The organism is Streptococcus oralis subsp. oralis (assembly GCF_000960035.1).
GTDB classification, from domain to species: Bacteria; Bacillota; Bacilli; order Lactobacillales; family Streptococcaceae; genus Streptococcus; species Streptococcus oralis_G.
Genome location: NZ_JYGR01000005.1, coordinates 965,965 through 987,472, shown reverse-complemented (window position 1 = coordinate 987,472; position 21,508 = coordinate 965,965). Strand labels below are relative to the sequence as shown.

At 40.8% G+C, this 21,508-nt stretch carries 8 protein-coding genes and 3 pseudogenes; 10 read left to right on the top strand and 1 reads right to left on the bottom strand.

Going from position 1 to position 21,508, the window contains the following annotated elements; genetic code table 11:
- Positions 1-58: 58 nt before the first annotated feature.
- The 5 genes and pseudogenes from TZ92_RS08100 to TZ92_RS08085 all read left to right on the top strand — a co-directional run bounded on the left by TZ92_RS08100 (position 59) and on the right by TZ92_RS08085 (position 14,361).
- Positions 59-1,126 carry an ankyrin repeat domain-containing protein gene (locus TZ92_RS08100; protein WP_033630000.1) on the top strand — a complete coding sequence of 356 codons (1,068 nt, stop codon included), beginning with the start codon at positions 59-61 and terminating at the stop codon, positions 1,124-1,126.
- A gap of 148 nt (positions 1,127-1,274) precedes the next feature.
- A pseudogene (locus TZ92_RS09720) lies at positions 1,275-1,741 on the top strand (alpha amylase N-terminal ig-like domain-containing protein); the annotation flags it as partial.
- Positions 1,733-1,927, top strand: a pseudogene (locus TZ92_RS10120) (SDR family NAD(P)-dependent oxidoreductase); the annotation flags it as partial. The pseudogenes TZ92_RS09720 and TZ92_RS10120, both read left to right, overlap by 9 nt.
- 248 nt (positions 1,928-2,175) lie before the next feature.
- Complete coding sequence (gene bgaA / locus TZ92_RS08090; protein ID WP_033629998.1) at positions 2,176-9,414, top strand: LPXTG-anchored adhesin/beta-galactosidase BgaA; 7,239 nt, start codon at positions 2,176-2,178, stop codon at positions 9,412-9,414.
- A 453-nt stretch (positions 9,415-9,867) separates the two neighbouring features.
- Complete coding sequence (locus tag TZ92_RS08085; protein WP_045594974.1) at positions 9,868-14,361, top strand: SpaA isopeptide-forming pilin-related protein; 4,494 nt, start codon at positions 9,868-9,870, stop codon at positions 14,359-14,361.
- 68 nt (positions 14,362-14,429) lie between these two features.
- Here TZ92_RS08085 and TZ92_RS10400 read toward each other — a convergent pair.
- Positions 14,430-14,567 (bottom strand): annotated as a pseudogene (locus tag TZ92_RS10400) (ISL3 family transposase); the annotation flags it as partial.
- A gap of 400 nt (positions 14,568-14,967) precedes the next feature.
- Between TZ92_RS10400 and pgdA the strand changes: the two are divergent.
- From pgdA to glyS, 5 genes are all read left to right on the top strand, one after another.
- Positions 14,968-16,359, top strand: coding sequence for a peptidoglycan-N-acetylglucosamine deacetylase PgdA (gene pgdA / locus TZ92_RS08080; RefSeq protein ID WP_045594973.1), 1,392 nt, complete (start codon positions 14,968-14,970; stop codon positions 16,357-16,359).
- An 81-nt stretch (positions 16,360-16,440) separates the two neighbouring features.
- Entirely contained in the window at positions 16,441-17,283 is an 843-nt protein-coding gene (locus tag TZ92_RS08075; RefSeq protein WP_033629995.1) for an aldo/keto reductase, read from the top strand.
- A 273-nt stretch (positions 17,284-17,556) separates the two neighbouring features.
- Entirely contained in the window at positions 17,557-18,318 is a 762-nt protein-coding gene (locus TZ92_RS08070) for an elongation factor Tu (RefSeq protein WP_033629994.1), read from the top strand.
- A gap of 18 nt (positions 18,319-18,336) precedes the next feature.
- Complete coding sequence (glyQ, locus tag TZ92_RS08065; protein WP_000038733.1) at positions 18,337-19,254, top strand: glycine--tRNA ligase subunit alpha; 918 nt, start codon at positions 18,337-18,339, stop codon at positions 19,252-19,254.
- A 211-nt stretch (positions 19,255-19,465) separates the two neighbouring features.
- Positions 19,466-21,502: a glycine--tRNA ligase subunit beta gene (gene glyS / locus TZ92_RS08060; RefSeq protein ID WP_033629993.1), complete on the top strand. Its 2,037-nt coding sequence runs from the start codon at positions 19,466-19,468 to the stop codon at positions 21,500-21,502.
- The last annotated feature ends 6 nt before the right edge of the window (positions 21,503-21,508 follow it).

The following is a 21,508-nucleotide window of genomic DNA, read 5'->3' as shown; positions in this document are numbered from 1 at the left end:
GATACTTAGAGTACAATCTAGGTACAAAAAGATAGAATCATGGATACAGGAGTAAAAAATGGCAAAAAAGAAAAGAGTTACCTTACCCAAGGACTTTAATGAACTACTAACTGATGGAAATATTGACCAATTAAAGTCCGTATATGATAAGTGTGAGTTAACTGCACATGATGGAAGATTTAGCTTATGTACACCTCTGCATATGGGAGGAGTCCCGGATGAATTGGTTATTTGGCTTGTCGAACAGGGCTTAGATATCAATATCCCTGATTATTATGGAGCAACTCCTTTGTATCGTCAGGCAACCATGGGAAGAGAGACTGTAAAACTCTTGCTCGAATTGGGTGCAGATGTTGAAAAAACCAATACTTATGGCAATACACCCTTGCATGTGGCAGCTGAGTTTTTTCATCCTAAGACCGTTGCGCTTCTCTTAGAAAAGGGAGCAAAGGTCAACCCTAAGAATGATAGGGGACAAACTCCACTAGACTCCGTTCTCACTGTCTGTCGGGGAATCTATATTGCCCAAACAGCTGAAATCGCTGCAATGCTTCTGGATGCTGGTGCTAAGAAAACACCAGCTATGAAAGAAAAGGTCGAAAATATTGGTAAGGATTTTGAATTTCATAGAGAAGGAATCAATCCCGACTATCTAGAAGCAGCAGATAAAGGTTTAGCCATACTTTATCGTTTGTTTGATGTCAAGCCGGTAGCCAAACGAATAACCCACGATGGAGTTTCTCCGATTCTCGTAAAAGAAGGTAGCTGGGAGGAGCAATATGAGGAACTATGGTCTTTCTTGATTCCTTCAAGTGGAGCAGCCAAAACTGTTCAGGGAGAAGTTATCCGTATACCAGGTCGAGTCCGAGATGAACTGGATCGCAATGGTGGGGTCAACTGGGACAGGGACTATAGAAAAATGCTTCAGGCTCTCCCTCAATACTTGTCTCTAGGAAACTCTCTTTCAGAACAAGAATTAGAAGAAAGCAAGCAAGTTATTGCGCAAATCCACAGTAAAGAAAGCGATGATGAAGCCAGTCTAGATCGTCTGTGTCAGCTAGCTCTTATATGGATTAAGCAAAATCCCGAGCCGATACCCCTAGAAAAGCCAAGTTATAAGAGGTAAATGGAAATTAAATCCAGTTAAAAATATATGATGGATTTATTCAACTATTTATCCAAGTATTGCAATTTAAACCGTAAAAAGTATACTAGAACCAGCGATTATTAAAACGTTTGCTTAAAATGATAGTAGACTATTTAGGAGATAAAATATGGAATTGACAGCCATTTATCATAGACCAGAATCAGAATACGCTTATCTTTACAAAGAAGATCAGCTACATATCCGAATTAGAACGTAGAAAAATGATGTTCAGAAGGTTATTCTGCATTATGGAGATCCATTTATTTTCATTGAGGATAAGTATGAAGCTAAGAAAGAAATGACCAAAGTAACTTCAGACGCCTTACTTGATTATTGGCAGGTTACGGTCTCTGTTGATTTTTTACGCATTCAGTATCTCTTTGAACTCCTTGATAAAGAGGGTAAGGGTATTTTTATGTAGATAAGGAACATACTCAAGAAAACTTGGATGCTGAAGGAAATGGCTTTAAACTTCCTTATGTTCACGAAATTGATGGATGTCAGGTTCCTAGTTGGGTTTCAAATACCGTGTGGTATCAGATTTTCCCAGAACGCTTTGCTAATGGAAATCCTCATTTGACGTCAGATGGGAGCTACCTCAAGTCTGTTGACCGATTTCTCTTAGAACCAGATGTAGTCGCTAGAAAAATTGTCAAAATCATAGGAAAAAACAAACGGGAACTCAATCTCCCAGTTTTGTTGAATCTAGCCCATAAGTTTTATACCCTCTTTCCCAAGCTAGCCGATAAGTTGGCAGGGGAGACTTTTAATTATAAGTAAAAAAGGTTCCTTTTGTAAGGAACTTTTTTATGATATTTTACTGAGTGACAAGAAATGTTTGTTTTTTTGTTCTAAATCTACATTCACTTTTTTCGAATCTTCTACAAATTTTAGAAAAAACAATCAAAAATATGATTTTTTGTGTTTAGGGTATTGAAATTTCCTATATCGTCTTATAGAATAAAGTTAAAAGAATCCTAAAAGTAACTTGCTGTGCAATATATAAAAGTTACCGAAGGAGTTATTTTATGGAAAAAGCCAATTGGAATCGTAAAAGAGTCTACAGCATTCGTAAGTTTGCCGTAGGCGCTTGCTCTGTCATGATTGGAACCTGTGCGGTTCTATTTGGAGGAAGTGTTATTGGAGAATCACCAGTTTTCGCCGATGAAACTCCTATCGCTCACACTGTGGAACAAGCAAAAGAGGAAAGTCCGGCAGTGGAGGAAAAAGAAGATCAAACTGTAGCAGAGCACAAGGATGTTGCAAGTGTCGATCAAAGTCAAGCTGCTCCAATTGAAGCAGGCAAAGCCGAAAAGAAAGAAGATGAACCTGTAGCTCCAAAAGAGGAGAAAGCGTCAATAAAACCTGAAGGAACAGCTCCAAAGGTAGAATCTCAAGCTTCAAGTCAAGAAAAGCCTGTCAAGGAAGATTTGAAAGCTGCGACAAATGAAGAAGTGAATCAAATGATTGAAGATAGAAAAGTGAATTTTAATCAAAATTGGCACTTTAAACTCAATGCGAATCCTAAAGAAGCTGTGAAATCAGATGCCGATGTATCAACATGGCAAAAATTGGATCTCCCACACGACTGGAGTATCTTTAATGATTTTGACCATCAGTCACTTGCCCAAAACGAAGGTGGACAGCTCAATGGTGGTGAAGCTTGGTATCGCAAGACCTTTAAGCTTGATGAAAAAGACCTTAAGAAAAATGTTCGTTTAACCTTTGATGGGGTCTACATGGATTCTCAAGTCTATGTCAATGGTCAGTTAGTGGGACATTATCCAAATGGTTATAACCAGTTCTCATACGATATTACCAAATACCTCCACAAAGATGGTCGTGAGAATGTGATTGCTGTCCATGCAGTCAACAAACAACCAAGTAGCCGTTGGTACTCAGGTAGTGGTATCTACCGTGATGTGACCTTGCAAGTGACAGATAAGGTTCATGTTGAGAAAAATGGAACAACCATCTTAACACCAAAACTAGAACAACAGCAACATGGCAAGGTTGAAACGCATGTGACCAGCAAAATCGTCAATACAGACGATAAAGACCATGAACTGGTGGCAGAGTATCAAATCGTTGAACGTGGTGGTCAGGCTGTAACAGGCTTGGTTCGTACAGCGATCCGTACCTTGAAAGCACATGAATCAACAAGTCTTGATGCTATTTTAGAAGTTGAACAACCAAAACTCTGGACAGTTTTAAATGACAAACCTGCCTTGTACGAATTGATTACGCGTGTATACCGTGATGGTCAATTGGTTGATGCTAAGAAGGATCTGTTTGGTTACCGTTACTATCACTGGACGCCAAATGAAGGCTTCTCTTTGAATGGTGAACGAATTAAATTCCATGGTGTTTCCTTGCACCATGACCACGGAGCTCTTGGAGCAGAAGAAAACTATAAGGCAGAATACCGTCGTCTCAAACAAATGAAGGAGATGGGGGTCAACTCCATCCGTACAACCCACAACCCTGCTAGTGAGCAAACCTTGCAAATCGCTGCAGAACTAGGCTTACTCGTTCAGGAAGAGGCTTTTGATACTTGGTATGGTGGCAAGAAACCTTATGACTATGGTCGTTTCTTTGAAAAAGATGCCACTCACCCAGAAGCTCGAAAAGGTGAAAAATGGTCTGATTTTGACCTACGTACCATGGTCGAAAGAGGGAAAAACAACCCTGCTATCTTCATGTGGTCAATTGGTAATGAAATCGGTGAAGCTAATGGTGATGCCCACTCTCTAGCAACTGTTAAACGTTTGGTTAAAGTTATCAAGGATGTTGATAAGACTCGTTACGTTACCATGGGAGCAGATAAGTTCCGTTTCGGTAATGGTAGTGGTGGACATGAGAAAATTGCAGATGAACTGGATGCGGTTGGATTTAACTACTCAGAAGATAACTACAAAGCCCTTCGTGCAAAACATCCTAACTGGTTGATTTACGGTTCTGAGACATCTTCAGCTACTCGTACACGTGGAAGTTACTATCGCCCTGAACAGGAATTGAAACATAGTAACGGGCCTGAGCGTCATTACGAACAGTCCGATTATGGAAATGACCGTGTTGGTTGGGGTAAAACTGCAACCGCTTCATGGACTTTTGACCGTGACAATGCTGGTTACGCAGGACAATTTATCTGGACCGGTACAGACTATATCGGGGAGCCTACACCATGGCACAACCAAAACCAAACTCCCGTTAAGAGCTCTTATTTTGGTATCGTAGATACAGCCGGTATTCCAAAACATGACTTCTACCTCTACCAAAGCCAATGGGTTTCTGTCAAGAAGAAACCAATGGTTCACCTTCTTCCTCACTGGAACTGGGAGAATAGAGACTTGGCATCTAAAGTAGAAGATGCACAAGGAAAGATTCCAGTTCGCGCTTACTCTAATGCTGCAAGTGTTGAATTGTTCTTGAACGGTCAATCTCTCGGAGTTAAGACCTTCAACAAAAAACAAACTAGCGATGGACGAACTTACCAAGAGGGTGCCAATGCCAAGGAACTCTACCTTGAGTGGAAGGTTGCTTACCAACCAGGTACTTTAGAAGCTGTAGCTCGCGATGAAACTGGTAAAGAAATTGCACGTGACAAGATTACCACTGCAGGTCAACCAGCAGGTGTTCGCCTCATCAAAGAAGAACACGCAATCGCAGCAGATGGAAAAGACTTGACTTACATCTACTACGAAATTGTAGACAGCCAAGGGAATGTAGTCCCAACTGCTAATAATCTGGTTCGCTTCCAATTGCATGGCCAAGGTCAACTTGTCGGTGTAGATAATGGGGAACAAGCCAGCCGTGAACGTTATAAGGCACAAGCAGACGGTTCTTGGATCCGCAGAGCCTTTAACGGTAAAGGGGTTGCCATTGTCAAATCAACTGAACAAGCAGGTAAATTCACGCTAACTGCCCACTCCGATCTCTTGAAATCTGATCAAGTAACCGTCTTTACTGGCAAGAAAGAAGATCAAGAAAAGACTGTTCTCGGAACAGAGGTGCCAAAAGTTCGTACAGTCATTGCCCAAATTCCAAAAATGCCGAAGACAGTCGGTTTTATCTACAGTGATGGCAGTCGTGAAAAACGTCCAGTAACTTGGTCTTCAGTTGATGTGAGCCAAGCAGGAGTTGTGACTGTTAAAGGTATGGCAGACGGACGCGAAGTTGAGGCTCGTGTCGAAATTCTAGCAATTGCAAATGAGCTTCCAACTGTTAAGCGTGTTGCTCCAGGAACAGACTTGAGCACTGTTGACAAATACGTTTCTATTGCTGTTACGGATGGAAGTGTACAAGAATACGAAGTTGATAAGTGGGAGATTGCGGAAACAGATAAAGCTAAACTGTCAGTTGCAGGATCACGTATTCCAATGACTGGCCAACTGGGTGGTGAGATTATTCACGCTACCCTTATAGTAGAAGACGGTGATGTTGCAGCACCTGTAGCACCAAATGTAACTGTAGGTGGCGAATCTGTCACTGGTCTTACTACTCAAAATCCAATGCAATATCGAACTCTTGCTTACGGTGCATCCTTGCCAGAAGTTGTAGCAAGTGCTGAAAATGCGGATGTTACTGTAGTCCAAGCAAGTGCAGCAAACGGCATGCGTGCAAGCATCTATGTTCAACCAAAAGATGGTGGCCCTCTTCAAACCTATGCAATTCATTTCCTTGAAGAAGCACCAAAAATTGACCACTTGAGCTTACAAGTAGAGCAAGCTGATGGTCTTAAAGAAGACCAAACAGTGAAATTGTCTGTACTCGCTCACTATCAAGACGGAACCCAAGCAGTTTTACCAGCTGATAAAGTAACCTTCTCTACAAGTGGTGAAGGGGAAGTCGCAGTTCGTAAGGGAATGCTTGAGCTGCATAAGCCAGGAACAGTCACTCTCAAAGCAGAATATGAGGGGGCTACAGGTCAAATCGATCTTACGATCCAGGCCAATACTGAGACGAAGGTTGCGCAATCTATCCGTCCAGTAAATGTAGTGACAGACTTGCATCAAGAACCTACGCTTCCATCAACAGTAACTGTTGAGTATGACAAAGGTTTCCCTAAAGCTCACAAAGTCACTTGGCAAGCCATTCCAAAAGAAAAACTCGACCACTATCAAACCTTTGAAGTTCTAGGTAAAGTTGAAGGTCTTGACCTTGAGGCGCGTGCTAAAGTATCTGTAGAAGGCATCGTTTCAGTTGAAGAAGTTAGTGTGACAACACCAATCGCAGAAGCACCACAATTACCAGAAAGCGTTCGTACCTACGATTCAAATGGCCACGTTTCATCAGCTAAGGTTACTTGGGATGCGATTCGTCCAGACCAATACGCCAAGGAAGGTGTCTTTACAGTTAATGGTCGCCTAGAAGGTACGCAATTAACAACTAAACTTCATGTTCGCGTATCTGCTCAAACTGAGAAGGGAGCAAATATTTCTGACCAATGGACCGGTTCAGAATTGCCACTTGCCTTTGCTTCAGACTCAAATCCAACTGATCCTGTTTCAAACGTCAACGATAAATTGATTTCCTTTAATGACCGCCCAGCTAACCGTTGGACAAACTGGAATCGTACTAATCCAGAAGCTTCAGTTGGTGTCCTATTCGGAGATTCAGGTATCTTGAGCAAACGCTCTGTTGATAACTTAAGTGTCGGATTTCACGAAGACCACGGAGTTGGTGTACCGAAGTCTTATGTGATTGAATATTATGTCGGTAAGACCGTTCCAACAGCCCCTAAAAACCCTAGCTTTGTAGGTGAGGAAAACCATGCCTTTAATGATCCTGCAAACTGGAAAGAGGTAAGCAATCTCAAAGCACCAGCTCAATTAAAAGCTGGAGAAATGAATCATTTCAGCTTTGATAAAGTTGAGACCTATGCGGTTCGCATTCGTATGGTTCGACTTGATAGCAAGAAAGGAACGTCTATCACAGAAGTACAAATTTTTGCGAAACAAGTCGCAGCAGCCAAACAAGGACAAACAAGAATCCAAGTTGACGGTAAAGACTTAGCAAACTTCAATCCTGATTTGACTGACTACTATCTTGAGTCTGTAGATGGAAAAGTTCCTGCAGTAACAGCAAGTGTTAGCAACAATGGTCTCGCTACCGTCGTTCCAAGTGTTCGTGAAGGTGAGCCAGTTCGTGTTATCGCGAAAGCTGAAAATGGCGACATCCTAGGAGAATACCGTCTACACTTTACAAGCAATAAAGATTTGCTCTCTCGTAAACCAGTTGCTGCGGTCAAACAAGCTCGCTTGCTACAAGTAGGACAACCACTTGAATTGCCAACTAAGGTTCCGGTTTACTTCACAGGTAAAGACGGTTACGAAACAAAAGACTTGGCAGTTGAATGGGAAGAAGTTCCAGCAGAAAATCTGACAAAAGCAGGTCAATTTACCGTTCGAGGTCGTGTCCTTGGTAGTGATCTTGTTGCTGAGTTCACTGTACGAGTGACAGACAAACTTGGTGAAGCTCTTTCAAATAACCCAGAGTATGATGAAAATAGTAACCGCGCCTTTGCTTCAGCCACTAACGACATTGATAGAAACTCCCATGACCGTGTGGACTATCTCAATGACGGAAATCATTCAGAAAATCGTCGTTGGACAAACTGGTCTCCAACACCATCTTCTAATCCAGAAGTATCAGCAGGTGTGATCTTCCGTGAAAATGGTAAGATTGTAGAACGGACTGTAGCGCAAGCCAAACTTCATTTCTTTGCAGATAGTGGTACAGATGCACCATCTAAACTCGTTTTGGAACGTTATATTGGCCCAGAGTTTGAAGTGCCAACCTACTATTCAAACTACCAAGCCTACGATGCAGCCCATCCATTCAACAATCCAGAAAATTGGGAAACTGTGCCTTATCGTGTGGATAAAGACATCGCAGCTGGTGATGAAATCAACGTAACATTTAAAGCTGTCAAAGCCAAAGCCATGAGATGGCGTATGGAGCGTAAAGCAGACAAGAGCGGTGTTGCGATGATTGAGATGACCTTCCTTGCACCAAGTGAATTGCCTCAAGAAAGTACCCAATCAAAGATTCTTGTAGATGGAAAAGAGCTTCCTGACTTCGCTGAAGATCGTCAAGACTACCAAATCACCTATAAAGGTAAACGTCCAAAAGTCTCAGTCGAAGAAAGTAATCAAGTAGCTTCAACAGTTGTAGATAGCGGAGACGATAGCCTTCCAGTACTTGTTCGCCTTGTTTCAGAAAGTGGAAAACAAGTCAAGGAATACCGTATCCAGTTGACTAAGGAAAAGCCAGTTTCTGAGAAGACTGTTGCTGCTGTACAAGAAGATCTTCCAAAACTCGAATTTGTTGAAAAAGATTTGGCCTATAAGACAGTTGAGAAAAAGGATTCAACACTGTATCTAGGTGAAACTCGTGTAGAACAAGAAGGAAAAGTTGGTAAGGAACGGATCTTCACAGCGGTTAATCCTAGTGGAAGTAAGGAAGAAAAACTTCGCGAAGTGGTAGAGGCTCCGACAGACCGCATCGTCTTGGTCGGAACAAAACCAGGAACCTCTCTTCCAGAAGACGAAGTGAAGAACCTTGTCCTCGACAGACCCGAACTTATAGTCGAAGAAGAAATCATTGACTTCAAGGTTCAGGAGCGTAAGTCTGATAAGTTGTACCTAGGAGAAACTCGTGTCCTACAAGAAGGTCAAAAAGGTATTCGTCTTCACTTGATTGAAGTGGAAAATGGAAAACGTCAGCTTAAAGAAACTTACGATAAAGTCGCTGCTCAAGATCGTATAGTAGAAGTTGGCACTAAACCAGGAACTTCTCTTCCAGAAGATGAAGTGAAGAACCTAGTCCTTAACAGACCAGAACTTGTAATCGAAGAAGAAACAATTGATTTCAAGGTTCAGGAACAAAAGAATGATAAGCTTCCAGCGGGTCAAACTCGTGTTCTCCAAGAAGGTCAAAAAGGTATCCGTGTTCACTTAATCGAAGTTGAAAATGGTAAGCGAACTGAAAAAGAAAGCTATGATAAAGTCATGGCTCAAGATCGCATTGTAGAAGTTGGTACGGCTAGTGAAACAACTAAACCAGTACCTCAAGAATCTACAAAACCACAAGTATCAGAAAAAGCAGATACAAAAGAAATCTCCTCAAGTGAAGCTAGTCAAGCTCAAGAAGAACAGTTACCAAATACAGGAAGTGCAGAAAGTCAAGCAGCTCTAGCAGCAGGTTTAGCTCTTCTTGGTTTGAGTGCAGGATTAGTGGCCACTAAAGGCAAAAAAGAAGACTAGAATGAATCAGTATTTCTTCTAATTGTATCTCAGAAAGACCAGGGAAACCTGGTCTTTTTAATAGGTAGAAGTATTCTCTCTAGAGCAATTTAACGTTTGTGAAATCAGATAACCAAAATGATAAAAACACTATCTGGTATCGAAAATGAGATGAACTTATTTTTTAAAAAATGGCGGTAAAATATACCAGATTCTGTTTCGATGATAGGAGAAAACGATACAATAAATTGATGGGGAATTCGATAAGAAAATATGAATTTTAAATAGTAAAATAAATTTTAAAAAATGTTTGATGTTTCTAGCCTTTTTTTAAATAGTATGATAAAATATGAAAGTAATGTAGCTATCAATTTTTACTTGAAAAAGGGAAATGGTGATTAGTTGGGGACAATCAATTAGTTTACAATTACATTGTACATTTACAATTGAATATTATTAAGAAAGGAAGATTAAATGAACAAGAAAATAAGATCTTGGATTCAGATCCTTATTCTTTGTTTGGGAGTTATTCTCCAATCATTTGCCCCTCTGACGCAAGTACATGCGACAGAGTATAATGATGTGATCACTAATGTTGGTGTTGAGAACAAATCTGGTGAAGCTTTAACGCAAGGATTGGATATTTGGCAAGATTTTCGTCTTACTGCAGATTTTGTTTTGCCAGATAATACGGTACGTGAAGGTGACACAACAACACTTCAGTTACCATCTGAAATTGCTTTTGCTAATTCATCAGACATTGAACTACGGGATGCCTCTAATAACCTTGTAGCTACAGGTCGTTTAGACGCAACTAGCAAAACGATTACGCTCACTTACACTGATTTCGTAGAGAATAAATCAGGTGTACGTGGTAAATTTTTTGTCTATGTGAGAATTGACCATAGTGTGGTGACTGAAGCCAGAGACATCGATGTTAATATTACTGTAGGAAGTAAAGTGCTACCTGCAGGGAAAGTTCGGTATAATGGCCCTCCAGGAAAATATGACTCGAAAATCGAAAAGAGTTCATTTCAACAGGGAGGAGATCCTAACAATGTAATTCGTTACAATATTACTGTAAACCGAAATATGGCTGATTATAGTAATGTCACTATCAAAGATGACTTCTCATCTCCAAATATGACATTCCTGCAAGATACTTTTCGTATTTATAAAGTAGATTGGAGCTGGAACAACGGAGACTGGAAATGGTCCAATGCTCAGGATATGACCGAAACCTTTAAAAACCAACTAGTGGTAAATGCGAATGGTGATGGTTTCACTCTTCCTTTAGGAGACACTAATGGTTTTGGTTATATGATTGAATATCAAGCTAAAGCAAATTATGATTTAGTTGATGGTGAGGAAATCACGAACGTAGCCAACATGAGCTACAATGGTAGTGAGAATGAACAATCAACCAGCACACGTACCTACCAGATTGCAGGTGGTGTTGCGGAAGGATATGTTTTCACCATTAAAATTCATAAGGTAGACGAAGCAGGTCAACCATTGCAAGGTGCAGTTTTTGAAGTGATTCGTGATCGAAACCAAGCTGTTGTTGGACGATTGACAACAGATTCTGATGGTAACGCTAGTGTAGGTAAATTGTTGCGAGACAACTATACAATTCGGGAAGTAACGGCTCCTTTTGGCTATGACAAACTAACTGAAGATATTAAAATTTCTCCAGATGAGTTTGGCTCAGATAAATCTGTAGAACGTCGAATTGAAAATAAGAAGACACCTCCGAAGACACCAACTGAAAAAGAAATTACTCTCAAAAAGGTGGATCCAAATGGGAAAGAAATCCCAGGTGCCGAACTTAAAATCTACAGCGGAAATCGTGTGAGACCAGAAGCTCAGCCTGTAGCAGACTGGACAACAGAAGCTAATACTTCTAAAGTGATTAAATTAGCTCCTGGTACCTATACTCTAACAGAGTCCTATGCTCCAGATGGGTATCAGTATGTTGATGATGTTACCTTCACGGTCAATGCTGATGGTTCTATTACAATTGTCAAAAAAGGTACAACAGATACTGTCGTAACAACTGGTTCTGTTTTGTCAATCACTGACAAAGAAGATACAACTCCAAAAGAAATTACCTTCAGTAAAGTCAATCTTGGAGGAAATGAAATCGCTGGTGCACAGATTAAGATCTACAAGGGCGAAAAAGCTGAAGGTACAGCCGTAGAAAGCTGGACTTCAACTGACCAACCTAAGCAATTGAATCTTGAACCAGGCATCTACACTTTCCATGAGGAAGCAGCCCCAACTGGTTACCTCAAAGTAACGGATATCACTTTCCAAGTTAAACCTAACGGTACTGTTGAAGTGACAAAAGTAGGTGAAAAAGATTCTAAAGGTGAAGACAATCGTGTTGTAGCCCAAAATTCAACTCTGACAGTTACTGATAAAGATGACGATGTAGCTCGTAAAATCACGTTCAGTAAAATTAGTCTTGGTGGGGTTGAAATCGCAGGAGCACAAATCAAGATCTTCAAAGGCGATAAGGCAGAAGGCACAGCCGTAGAAAGCTGGACTTCAGAAGCTGGTAAGTCTAAAGAATTGAGCTTGGCCCCAGGTACTTACACCTTCCATGAGGAAGCAGCCCCAACTGGATACCTCAAAGTAACGGATATCACTTTCAAAGTTAACTATGATGGAACAGTTAAAGTGACGAATGTTGGTACTAAGGATGCTAAAGGCGAGGACAATACAGTCGTAACCGATGGTTCAACAATCAAAGTCACTGATAAAGATGACGATAGTCCACGTAAGATTACCTTTAGTAAGGTTAGCCTTGGTGGAACAGAAATCGCTGGTGCAGAGATTAAGATCTACAAAGGCGATAAGGCAGAAGGCACAGCCGTAGAAAGCTGGACATCTGAAGCTGGTAAGTCTAAAGATCTCAACTTGGCCCCAGGTACTTACACCTTCCATGAGGAAGCCGCTCCAACTGGTTACCTCAAAGTAACGGACATCACTTTCCAAGTCAAACACGATGGCACAGTGGAAGTGACCAACGTTGGTGAAAAAGACTCTAAGGGTGAAGACAACAAGATCGTAACCAACGGCTCAACTGTTACAGTAACGGATAAAGACGATGATAGTCCAAAAGCCATTACTTTCAGTAAAGTTAACCTTGGTGGAACAGAAATCGCAGGTGCTCAAATCAAGATCTACAAGGGCGATAAGGCAGAAGGCACAGCTGTAGAAAGCTGGACTTCAGAAGCTGGTAAGTCTAAAGACTTGAACTTGGCTCCAGGCACTTACACCTTCCATGAGGAAGCCGCTCCAACTGGTTACCTCAAAGTAACGGACATCACTTTCCAAGTCAAACACGATGGCACAGTGGAAGTGACCAACGTTGGTGAAAAAGACTCTAAGGGTGAAGACAACAAGGTCGTAACCGATGGTTCCAAAGTAACTGTAACCGACAAAGACGATGATCTACCACGTAAGATCACCTTCAGCAAGGTTAGCCTTGGTGGAACAGAAATCGCTGGTGCAGAGATTAAGATCTACAAAGGCGATAAGGCAGAAGGCACAGCTGTAGAAAGCTGGACATCCGAAGCTGGTAAGTCTAAAGATCTCAACTTGGCCCCAGGTACTTACACCTTCTATGAGGAAGCCGCTCCAACTGGTTACCTCAAAGTAACGGACATCACTTTCCAAGTCAAACACGATGGCACAGTGGAAGTGACCAACGTTGGTGAAAAAGACTCTAAGGGTGAAGACAACAAGGTCGTAACCGATGGTTCCAAAGTAACTGTAACCGACAAAGACGATGATCTACCACGTACGATTACCTTCAGTAAGGTTAGCCTTGGTGGAACAGAAATCGCGGGCGCTCAAATCAAGATCTACAAGGGCGATAAGGCAGAAGGTACAGCTGTAGAAAGCTGGACTTCAGAAGCTGGTAAGTCTAAAGATCTCAACTTGGCTCCAGGCACTTACACCTTCCATGAGGAAGCAGCCCCAACTGGTTACCTCAAAGTAACGGACATCACTTTCCAAGTCAAACACGATGGCACAGTAGAAGTAACCAATGTCGGCGAGAAAGACGCTAAGGGTGAAGACAACAAAGTCGTAACCAACGGCTCAACAGTAACTGTAACCGACAAAGACGATGACCTACCACGTACGATTACCTTCAGCAAGGTTAACCTTGGTGGAACAGAAATCGCAGGCGCTCAAATCAAGATCTACAAGGGCGATAAGGCAGAAGGTACAGCTGTAGAAAGCTGGACTTCAGAAGCTGGTAAGTCTAAAGATCTCAACTTGGCTCCAGGCACTTACACCTTCCATGAGGAAGCAGCCCCAACTGGTTACCTCAAAGTAACGGACATCACTTTCCAAGTCAAACACGATGGCACAGTAGAAGTAACCAATGTCGGCGAGAAAGACGCTAAGGGTGAAGACAACAAAGTTGTAACCAACGGCTCAACAGTAACTGTAACCGATAAAGATGATGACAGTCCACGTACGATTACCTTCAGTAAGGTAAATCTAGCGGGTGAAGAAATCGCGGGTGCAAAAATCCAAATTTTCCGTGGAGAAAAAGTTGCAGGTAATCCTGTGGCTGAATGGACTTCAAAAGCCAATCAATCACATGTACTTGATTTGACTCCAGGAGTATATACTTTCCATGAAGAAGCCGCTCCAACTGGATACTTAGCAGTAACAGATATTACATTCCAAGTTAACTACGACGGAACTGTAACAGTGGTAAATGCTAGTGGAAATCAGGTTGAGTTTAAGGATGGTAAGTTAGTAGTAACGGACCAAACTGAACCAGAAAATCCTAACCTACCAAACACTGGAAGTGAATCTGGATCAGAAAATCCTAACCTACCAAACACTGGAAGCGAATCTGGACAAGCTGCATTAGCAGCAGGTTTAGCTCTTCTAGCTTTAGGTGCAGGTCTTGTTGCAACTAAACGAAGAAAAGAAGACTAATCTCATTTAGTAGCAAAAGACACAGTGCAAATTGAAGTAGGTTAAAAAGAGTCATATCTTGGAGAGGATCATTTGGTCCTCTCTTTTTTGATATGCAAAGTGATAAGAATTCTATTTTTAAAATTTTCAAAATTATAGAAGTTAAAAGAGTTACGCTTGATAACTTTGAGGATGCTGTTATTAGTCTTTAATTTTTTATTTAAGTAAGTAGGGAAATTTCATTGTATTAATAATTTTGTTACTGTCTTTAAAAAACAGTTAAAAAGATAGTATTAACACAAGGAATGATTGGATCGTTTCTCTTAAAAATGAAAAAACAGGAATTTACAGAGATTACAGTGGTGTTTTAAATCTGAACCACAGATTAAAAGATTGTAAAGAATCTTTTTATTGGTCATATGTATGTGAAAAGTTGAACGACGAAATCGATGGCTTTACAATTCTTTGGTTGTATAAAAAATCATAAGTTCTACTAAATTCATAAGATTCTTTCTTATGAGTTGTTTTGTTACTTTTCATCACAGGATTTTATGAAACTTTTTTTAAAAAAAGACAGAATCCCTGTTTATCATTGAAATAATAGCCTCGATTTGATATGATGGAAATATGAAAAAAAATAGAGCGAAACGTGTTTCTCACGATAAAACGAGAAGGCTATTGCTTTCCCTTGTTGGAATCTTTGGAATTGCTACGATTCTATTAGGGAGTGCTATTGGTTATAAGCTACTACAAAAACAATCTTACGAACAAAAAATTGAAGCGCTGAAGAGCGAAAAGGACCAGCAATTCAACTCAGGTAGTCAGAAGGACCATTTTCGAAAAGGTCAAGCTGAGGTGATTGCCTACTACCCTCTGCAAGGAGAGGAAGTCATTGCGTCTGTTAGAGAAAAAATCAACCAGGATATCAAAGAAAAGCTGGAAGATAAAGAGGATTTGGTCTTTTATTATACTGAACAGTTGGATCCTGTCTTAAAGGGAGTTGTTGCTCGTAGTATCAGTAAGCAAGTCTACGATTTGTCTGCATCAAAGGTTGAAGAAAAAGAAAAGACTTCTTTAGGGAAAATTTTCTTGACTGAAGATGGGAAAGCTTTTGACCTCAGTAAACTCTTCAAAGATGCAAGCAAGTCTAAGGAACTTTTACTGAGTCAAATCAAATCAACTCTAGAAGATAAGAAACTTGACCAGGCAAAAATTGATCAAGTTATAAAGAGCTTCACAGACCAAGAATTGACATCTTGGAGCTTTGATTATAAGGATAGTCAAATCATCCTTTATCCTGCTAATGCTGGAGAGACTGTTGAGGAAATTGCTTTGCCCATATCCAGTTTCTTTGATGTCATTGAGTCTTCTTATCTATTAGAAAAGGATGCTGAACTCTACCAAGCATACTTTGCTAAGAAAAATAAAAAAGTTGTAGCCTTGACCTTTGATGATGGTCCAAATCCTAGTACAACTACGCAGGCTTTGGATACTTTAGCTAAATATGGTGTAAAAGCAACCTTCTTTGTACTTGGTAAAAACATAGCAGGTAATGAAAATCTTCTAAAACGAATGAAATCAGAAGGTCATGTTGTAGGAAACCACAGCTGGAGTCATCCCGTTCTTTCACAACTTTCGCTCGAAGATGCTAAAAAGCAAATCACTGATACAGAAGATTTGTTAACTCAAATTTTAGGATCAAGCTCTAAACTGATGCGCCCACCTTATGGTGCCATCACTGATGATATTCGAAATGGCCTTGATTTAAGCTTCATCATGTGGGATGTGGATAGTTTGGACTGGAAGAGTAAAAATGAGACAGCCATTTTGACAGAGATTCAACGTCAGGTTCGCAATGGTTCTATCATCCTCATGCATGATATCCATGGTCCTTCAGTTAATTCTCTACCAAGTGTCATTGAGTATCTAAAGGGTGAAGGGTATACATTTGTGACCGTTCCTGAATTGCTCAATTCTCGCTTAAAAGCTCACGAGATCTATTACGATCGTGATCAATAATTGTTAAAATCTAAAGGAGCAAGTGTTCTGATAATCAGGATTTTGTTTCTTTAGATTTTCTTCACATAGAAAGGAAAAACGATGAAATCTTACACCCTTAATAATGGAGTTTCAATTCCTGTACTAGGATTTGGAACATGGAAAGCTGAAAATGGAGAGGTAGCCTACCAAGCCGTTTTAGAAGCCTTAAAGGATGGTTATCGACATATCGATACTGCAGCTATCTATAAAAATGAGGAAAGTGTTGGTCGTGCTATTCGAGATAGCGGTATTCCAAGACAAGAAATTTTTGTAACGACCAAACTCTGGAATACTAATCACAGCTATGATGAAGCTTGCCAAGCATTTGAAGAATCAATGGAAAAACTGGGATTGGATTATCTAGATTTGTACCTTATCCATTGGCCAAATCCAAAACCTTTAAGAGAAAATGACGAATGGAAAACTCGCAATGCTGAAGTCTGGAGAGCTATGGAGGACCTTTACCAAGAAGGAAAAATCCGTGCTATCGGCGTTAGTAATTTCCTTCCTCATCATTTGGAAGCCTTGCTTGAGACAGCAAGAATCATCCCGGCAGTCAATCAGGTACGCTTGGCACCAGGAGTTTATCAAGAGGAAGTGGTTGACTACTGTAAAGAGAAAGGAATTCTCTTAGAGGCTTGGGGACCATTTGGGCAAGGAGAGTTGTTTGATAAGAAAGAAGTCCAAGAAATTGCTGCTAAGCATGGGAAATCAGTGGCTCAAATCGCCTTGGCTTGGAGTTTGGCAGAAGAGTTTTTACCGTTACCTAAGTCAGTAACAGCCTCTCGCATCCAAAGCAATCTTGACTGTTTTGGGATTGAACTCAGCAAAGAAGAGCGAGAGGTCCTAAAGACTATCTCAGTGACTTCTGGTGCACCTCGTGTGGATGAGATGGATTTTTAGAAAGTAAGAAAAAGAATTGTAAATTTTCTCTCTTTCTGATATAATAATCAACAAGAAAGAAAGTCTTATGGCGTTCTTTAAGCGAGCTTGGGATAGTGGGAGCCAAGTAGGACAAAATAAGAAACTGGCGCTTTCTGTCGTATTTTTAAAAACAATGAAGTAATAAATTAGGGTGGAACCGCGTTTCTGACGCCCCTAGGTTAAATCAACCTAGGATTGTCGGATGCGGTTCTTTTGTTTATTCAGCCTATGTGTGTAAAAGAAAGGAGAGTCGTGGATAATCTTTATCTTGTAAAAGATGATAGCCAACTAGTTGCATTTCGTAATTTTGTATTAAGAAATACTGAAAAGTTGGAGGCTTATCAATCTTTTTTAAAGAATGAACTTGCAGTCTACGATTTACCGCAAGCCATCATTTGGTCAGATTTTAATGCTGCTACACAGATTATTAGGGAAATTCCTGTTCCTGCCTATACAAATAATAGACGAATGGTTATGATGCCTGATTTAACTGTTTGGAAAGAGCTGTATTTGTATCAGTTGATGGACTACGAGTGTTCTCAGCAAACTCAAGCAATAGAAAGTCACTATCATTCTTTATCTGAAAATTTCCTCTTACAGATTGTAGGACATGAGTTAGCTCATTGGTCGGAGCATTTTTCAGATGATTTTGATGGTTACGACTCTTACATCTGGTTTGAAGAAGGGATGGTTGAATATATTAGTCGCAAGTATTTCTTGACAGAAGAGGAATTTCAAGCGGAAAAAATTTGTAATCAATCTCTCGTAGAACTTTATCAGAAGAAGTATGGTTGGCATTCATTGAATGATTTTGGTTCCTCTACTTATGATAAGAACTATGCAAGTATTTTTTACGAATACTGGCGTAGTTTTTTGACAGTAGATAAGTTGGTAGAAAATCTAGGTAGTGTACAAGCGGTCTTCGATTCTTATCATCTATGGGCAAACACAGATAAAACTCTTCCCTTGTTAAATTGGTTTGTTCAGCAGAAATTAATTGAAAAAGAAATATAAAAACTAAAGGAGTAAACAATGTCTAAGAAATTAACATTTCAAGAAATTATTTTGACTTTGCAACAATTTTGGAATGACCAAGGTTGTATGCTGATGCAGGCTTATGATAATGAAAAAGGTGCAGGTACAATGAGTCCTTACACTTTCCTTCGTGCTATTGGGCCTGAGCCATGGAATGCGGCTTATGTAGAGCCATCACGTCGTCCTGCTGACGGTCGTTACGGGGAAAACCCTAACCGTCTCTACCAACACCACCAATTTCAGGTGGTTATGAAGCCTTCTCCATCAAATATCCAGGAACTTTACCTTGAGTCTTTGGAAAAATTGGGTATCAATCCTTTGGAACACGATATCCGCTTCGTTGAAGATAACTGGGAAAATCCATCGACTGGTTCAGCTGGTCTCGGTTGGGAAGTTTGGCTTGATGGAATGGAAATCACTCAGTTCACTTATTTCCAACAAGTTGGTGGATTGGCAACTGGCCCTGTGACTGCGGAAGTTACCTATGGTTTGGAACGTTTGGCTTCTTACATCCAAGAAGTAGACTCTGTCTATGATATCGAGTGGGCTGATGGTGTAAAATACGGAGAAATCTTTATCCAGCCTGAGTATGAGCACTCAAAATATTCATTTGAAATTTCGGACCAAGAAATGTTGCTGGAAAACTTTGATAAGTTTGAAAAGGAAGCTGGTCGTGCATTAGAAGAAGGCTTGGTTCACCCTGCCTATGACTATGTTCTCAAATGTTCACACACCTTTAATCTGCTTGATGCGCGTGGTGCCGTTTCCGTAACGGAGCGTGCAGGCTATATCGCTCGTATCCGCAACTTGGCCCGTGTCGTAGCCAAAACCTTTGTTGCAGAACGCAAACGCCTAGGCTACCCACTTTTGGATGAAGCAACACGAGCTAAACTTCTAGCAGAAGACGCAGAATAAAGAGAGTGACGGTTTACGAAAATGGGCGAACAGAGTGAGCCTTGATCCAGTTGCCGCAGTGATGAAGGTATCCTTAGTGAAGCTAAGGATACTAGGCAAAATTGGAGACTTTCGGCTCCAATTTTAGAAATGAAACAACGAAGTTGGTTGCTTGCGTGCCAATCACATAAGGCAAACTGGAAAATAAAAAGATACTTTTCGGAGAAAAAACATGACAAAAAACTTATTAGTAGAACTCGGTCTTGAAGAGTTACCAGCCTACGTAGTAACTCCAAGTGAAAAACAACTAGGTGAAAAAATGGCAGCCTTCCTCAAGGAAAATCGCCTGTCTTTTGAAGCCATTCAAACCTTCTCAACACCACGTCGGTTGGCTGTTCGTATGACTGGACTTGCAGACAAACAGTCTGATTTGACAGAAGATTTCAAGGGACCAGCAAAGAAAATTGCCTTGGATAGTGATGGAAACTTCACCAAAGCAGCTCAAGGATTTGTCCGTGGGAAAGGCTTGACAGTTGAAGATATTGAATTCCGTGAAATCAAGGGTGAAGAATATGTCTATGTTACCAAGGAAGAAGTGGGGCAACCAGTTGAAGCCATTGTTCCAGGTGTAGTAGACGTCTTGAAGTCACTAACTTTCCCTGTCAGCATGCACTGGGCTAACAACACTTTTGAATATATCCGCCCTGTACACACTTTGACAGTTCTCTTGGACGAGCAAGAGTTTGATTTGGATTTCCTTGATATCAAGGGCGGTCGTGTGAGTCGTGGCCATCGTTTCTTGGGACAAGAAACCAATATTCAGTCAGCATTGAGCTATGAAGAAGACCTTCGTGAACAGTTTGTAATCGCGGATCCACGTGAACGTGAGCAAATGATTGTTGACCAAATCAAAGCAATCGAAGCTGAACAAGGCGTACGTATCGAAATTGATGCTGACTTGCTTAATGAAGTCTTGAACTTGGTTGAATACCCAACTGCCTTTATGGGAAGTTTTGATGCCAAATACCTTGAAGTTCCAGAAGAAGTCTTGGTGACTTCGATGAAGGAACACCAACGCTACTTTGTTGTTCGTGATCAAGAAGGTAAACTCTTGCCAAACTTCATTTCTGTTCGTAACGGAAACGCAGAGCATTTGGAAAATGTCATCAAGGGAAATGAAAAAGTTTTGGTAGCTCGCTTGGAAGACGGAGAATTCTTCTGGCGTGAAGACCAAAAATTGGTTATTTCTGACCTAGTCGAAAAATTAAACAATGTCACCTTCCACGAAAAGATTGGTTCTCTTCGTGAACACATGATTCGTACAGGGCAGATTGCCATTCTCTTGGCAGAAAAGGCTGGTTTGTCAGTGGATGAAACGGTTGATCTAGCTCGTGCAGCAGCCATTTACAAGTTTGACTTGTTGACGGGTATGGTTGGTGAATTTGACGAACTCCAAGGAATTATGGGAGAGAAATATGCTCTTCTTGCTGGAGAAACTCCAGCAGTTGCGGCTGCTATTCGTGAACACTACATGCCTACATCAGCCGAAGGAGAACTTCCAGAGAGTAAGGTAGGAGCCATTCTAGCCATTGCAGACAAATTGGATACGATTTTGAGTTTCTTCTCAGTAGGCTTGATTCCTTCAGGTTCTAATGACCCTTATGCCCTTCGTCGTGCGACGCAAGGTGTAGTTCGTATCTTGGATACTTTTGGTTGGCACATTGCTATGGATGAGCTGATCGATAGCCTTTATGCTTTGAAATTTGACAGCTTGACTTATGAAAATAAAGCAGAGGTTATGGACTTTATTAAGGCTCGTGTTGATAAGATGATGGGTTCTACTCCAAAAGATATCAAGGAAGCAGTTCTTGCAAGTTCAAACTTTGTTGTGGCAGATATGCTGGAAGTAGCAAGTGCTCTTGTCGAAGCAAGCAAGAAAGAAGACTTCAAACCATCTGTCGAATCCCTCTCTCGTGCTTTCAACTTGGCTGAAAAAGCCGAAGGAACTGATACTGTTGATCCTGCTCTCTTTGAGAATGAAGAAGAGAAAGCCTTGGCAGAAGCCGTAGAATCACTCGTTTTGTCAGGGTCTGCAAGTCAGCAATTAGAACAACTCTTTACGCTTAGCCCAGTTATTGATGCTTTCTTTGAAAATACCATGGTAATGGCTGAAGATCAGACTGTCCGACAAAATCGCTTGGCTATCTTGTCGCAATTAACCAAGAAAGCAGCTAAACTTGCACGTTTCAACCAAATTAATACTAAATAAACTCAG

What these genes read in the sequence shown, in the direction of transcription:
- TZ92_RS08100 (WP_033630000.1), top strand. Translation starts at nt 59, where the DNA reads ATGGCAAAAAAGAAAAGAGTTACCTTACCCAAGGACTTTAATGAACTA.
- glyQ (WP_000038733.1), top strand. Translation starts at nt 18,337, where the DNA reads ATGTCTAAGAAATTAACATTTCAAGAAATTATTTTGACTTTGCAACAA.
- pgdA (WP_045594973.1), top strand. Translation starts at nt 14,968, where the DNA reads ATGAAAAAAAATAGAGCGAAACGTGTTTCTCACGATAAAACGAGAAGG.
- bgaA (WP_033629998.1), top strand. Translation starts at nt 2,176, where the DNA reads ATGGAAAAAGCCAATTGGAATCGTAAAAGAGTCTACAGCATTCGTAAG.
- TZ92_RS08075 (WP_033629995.1), top strand. Translation starts at nt 16,441, where the DNA reads ATGAAATCTTACACCCTTAATAATGGAGTTTCAATTCCTGTACTAGGA.
- glyS (WP_033629993.1), top strand. Translation starts at nt 19,466, where the DNA reads ATGACAAAAAACTTATTAGTAGAACTCGGTCTTGAAGAGTTACCAGCC.
- TZ92_RS08085 (WP_045594974.1), top strand. Translation starts at nt 9,868, where the DNA reads ATGAACAAGAAAATAAGATCTTGGATTCAGATCCTTATTCTTTGTTTG.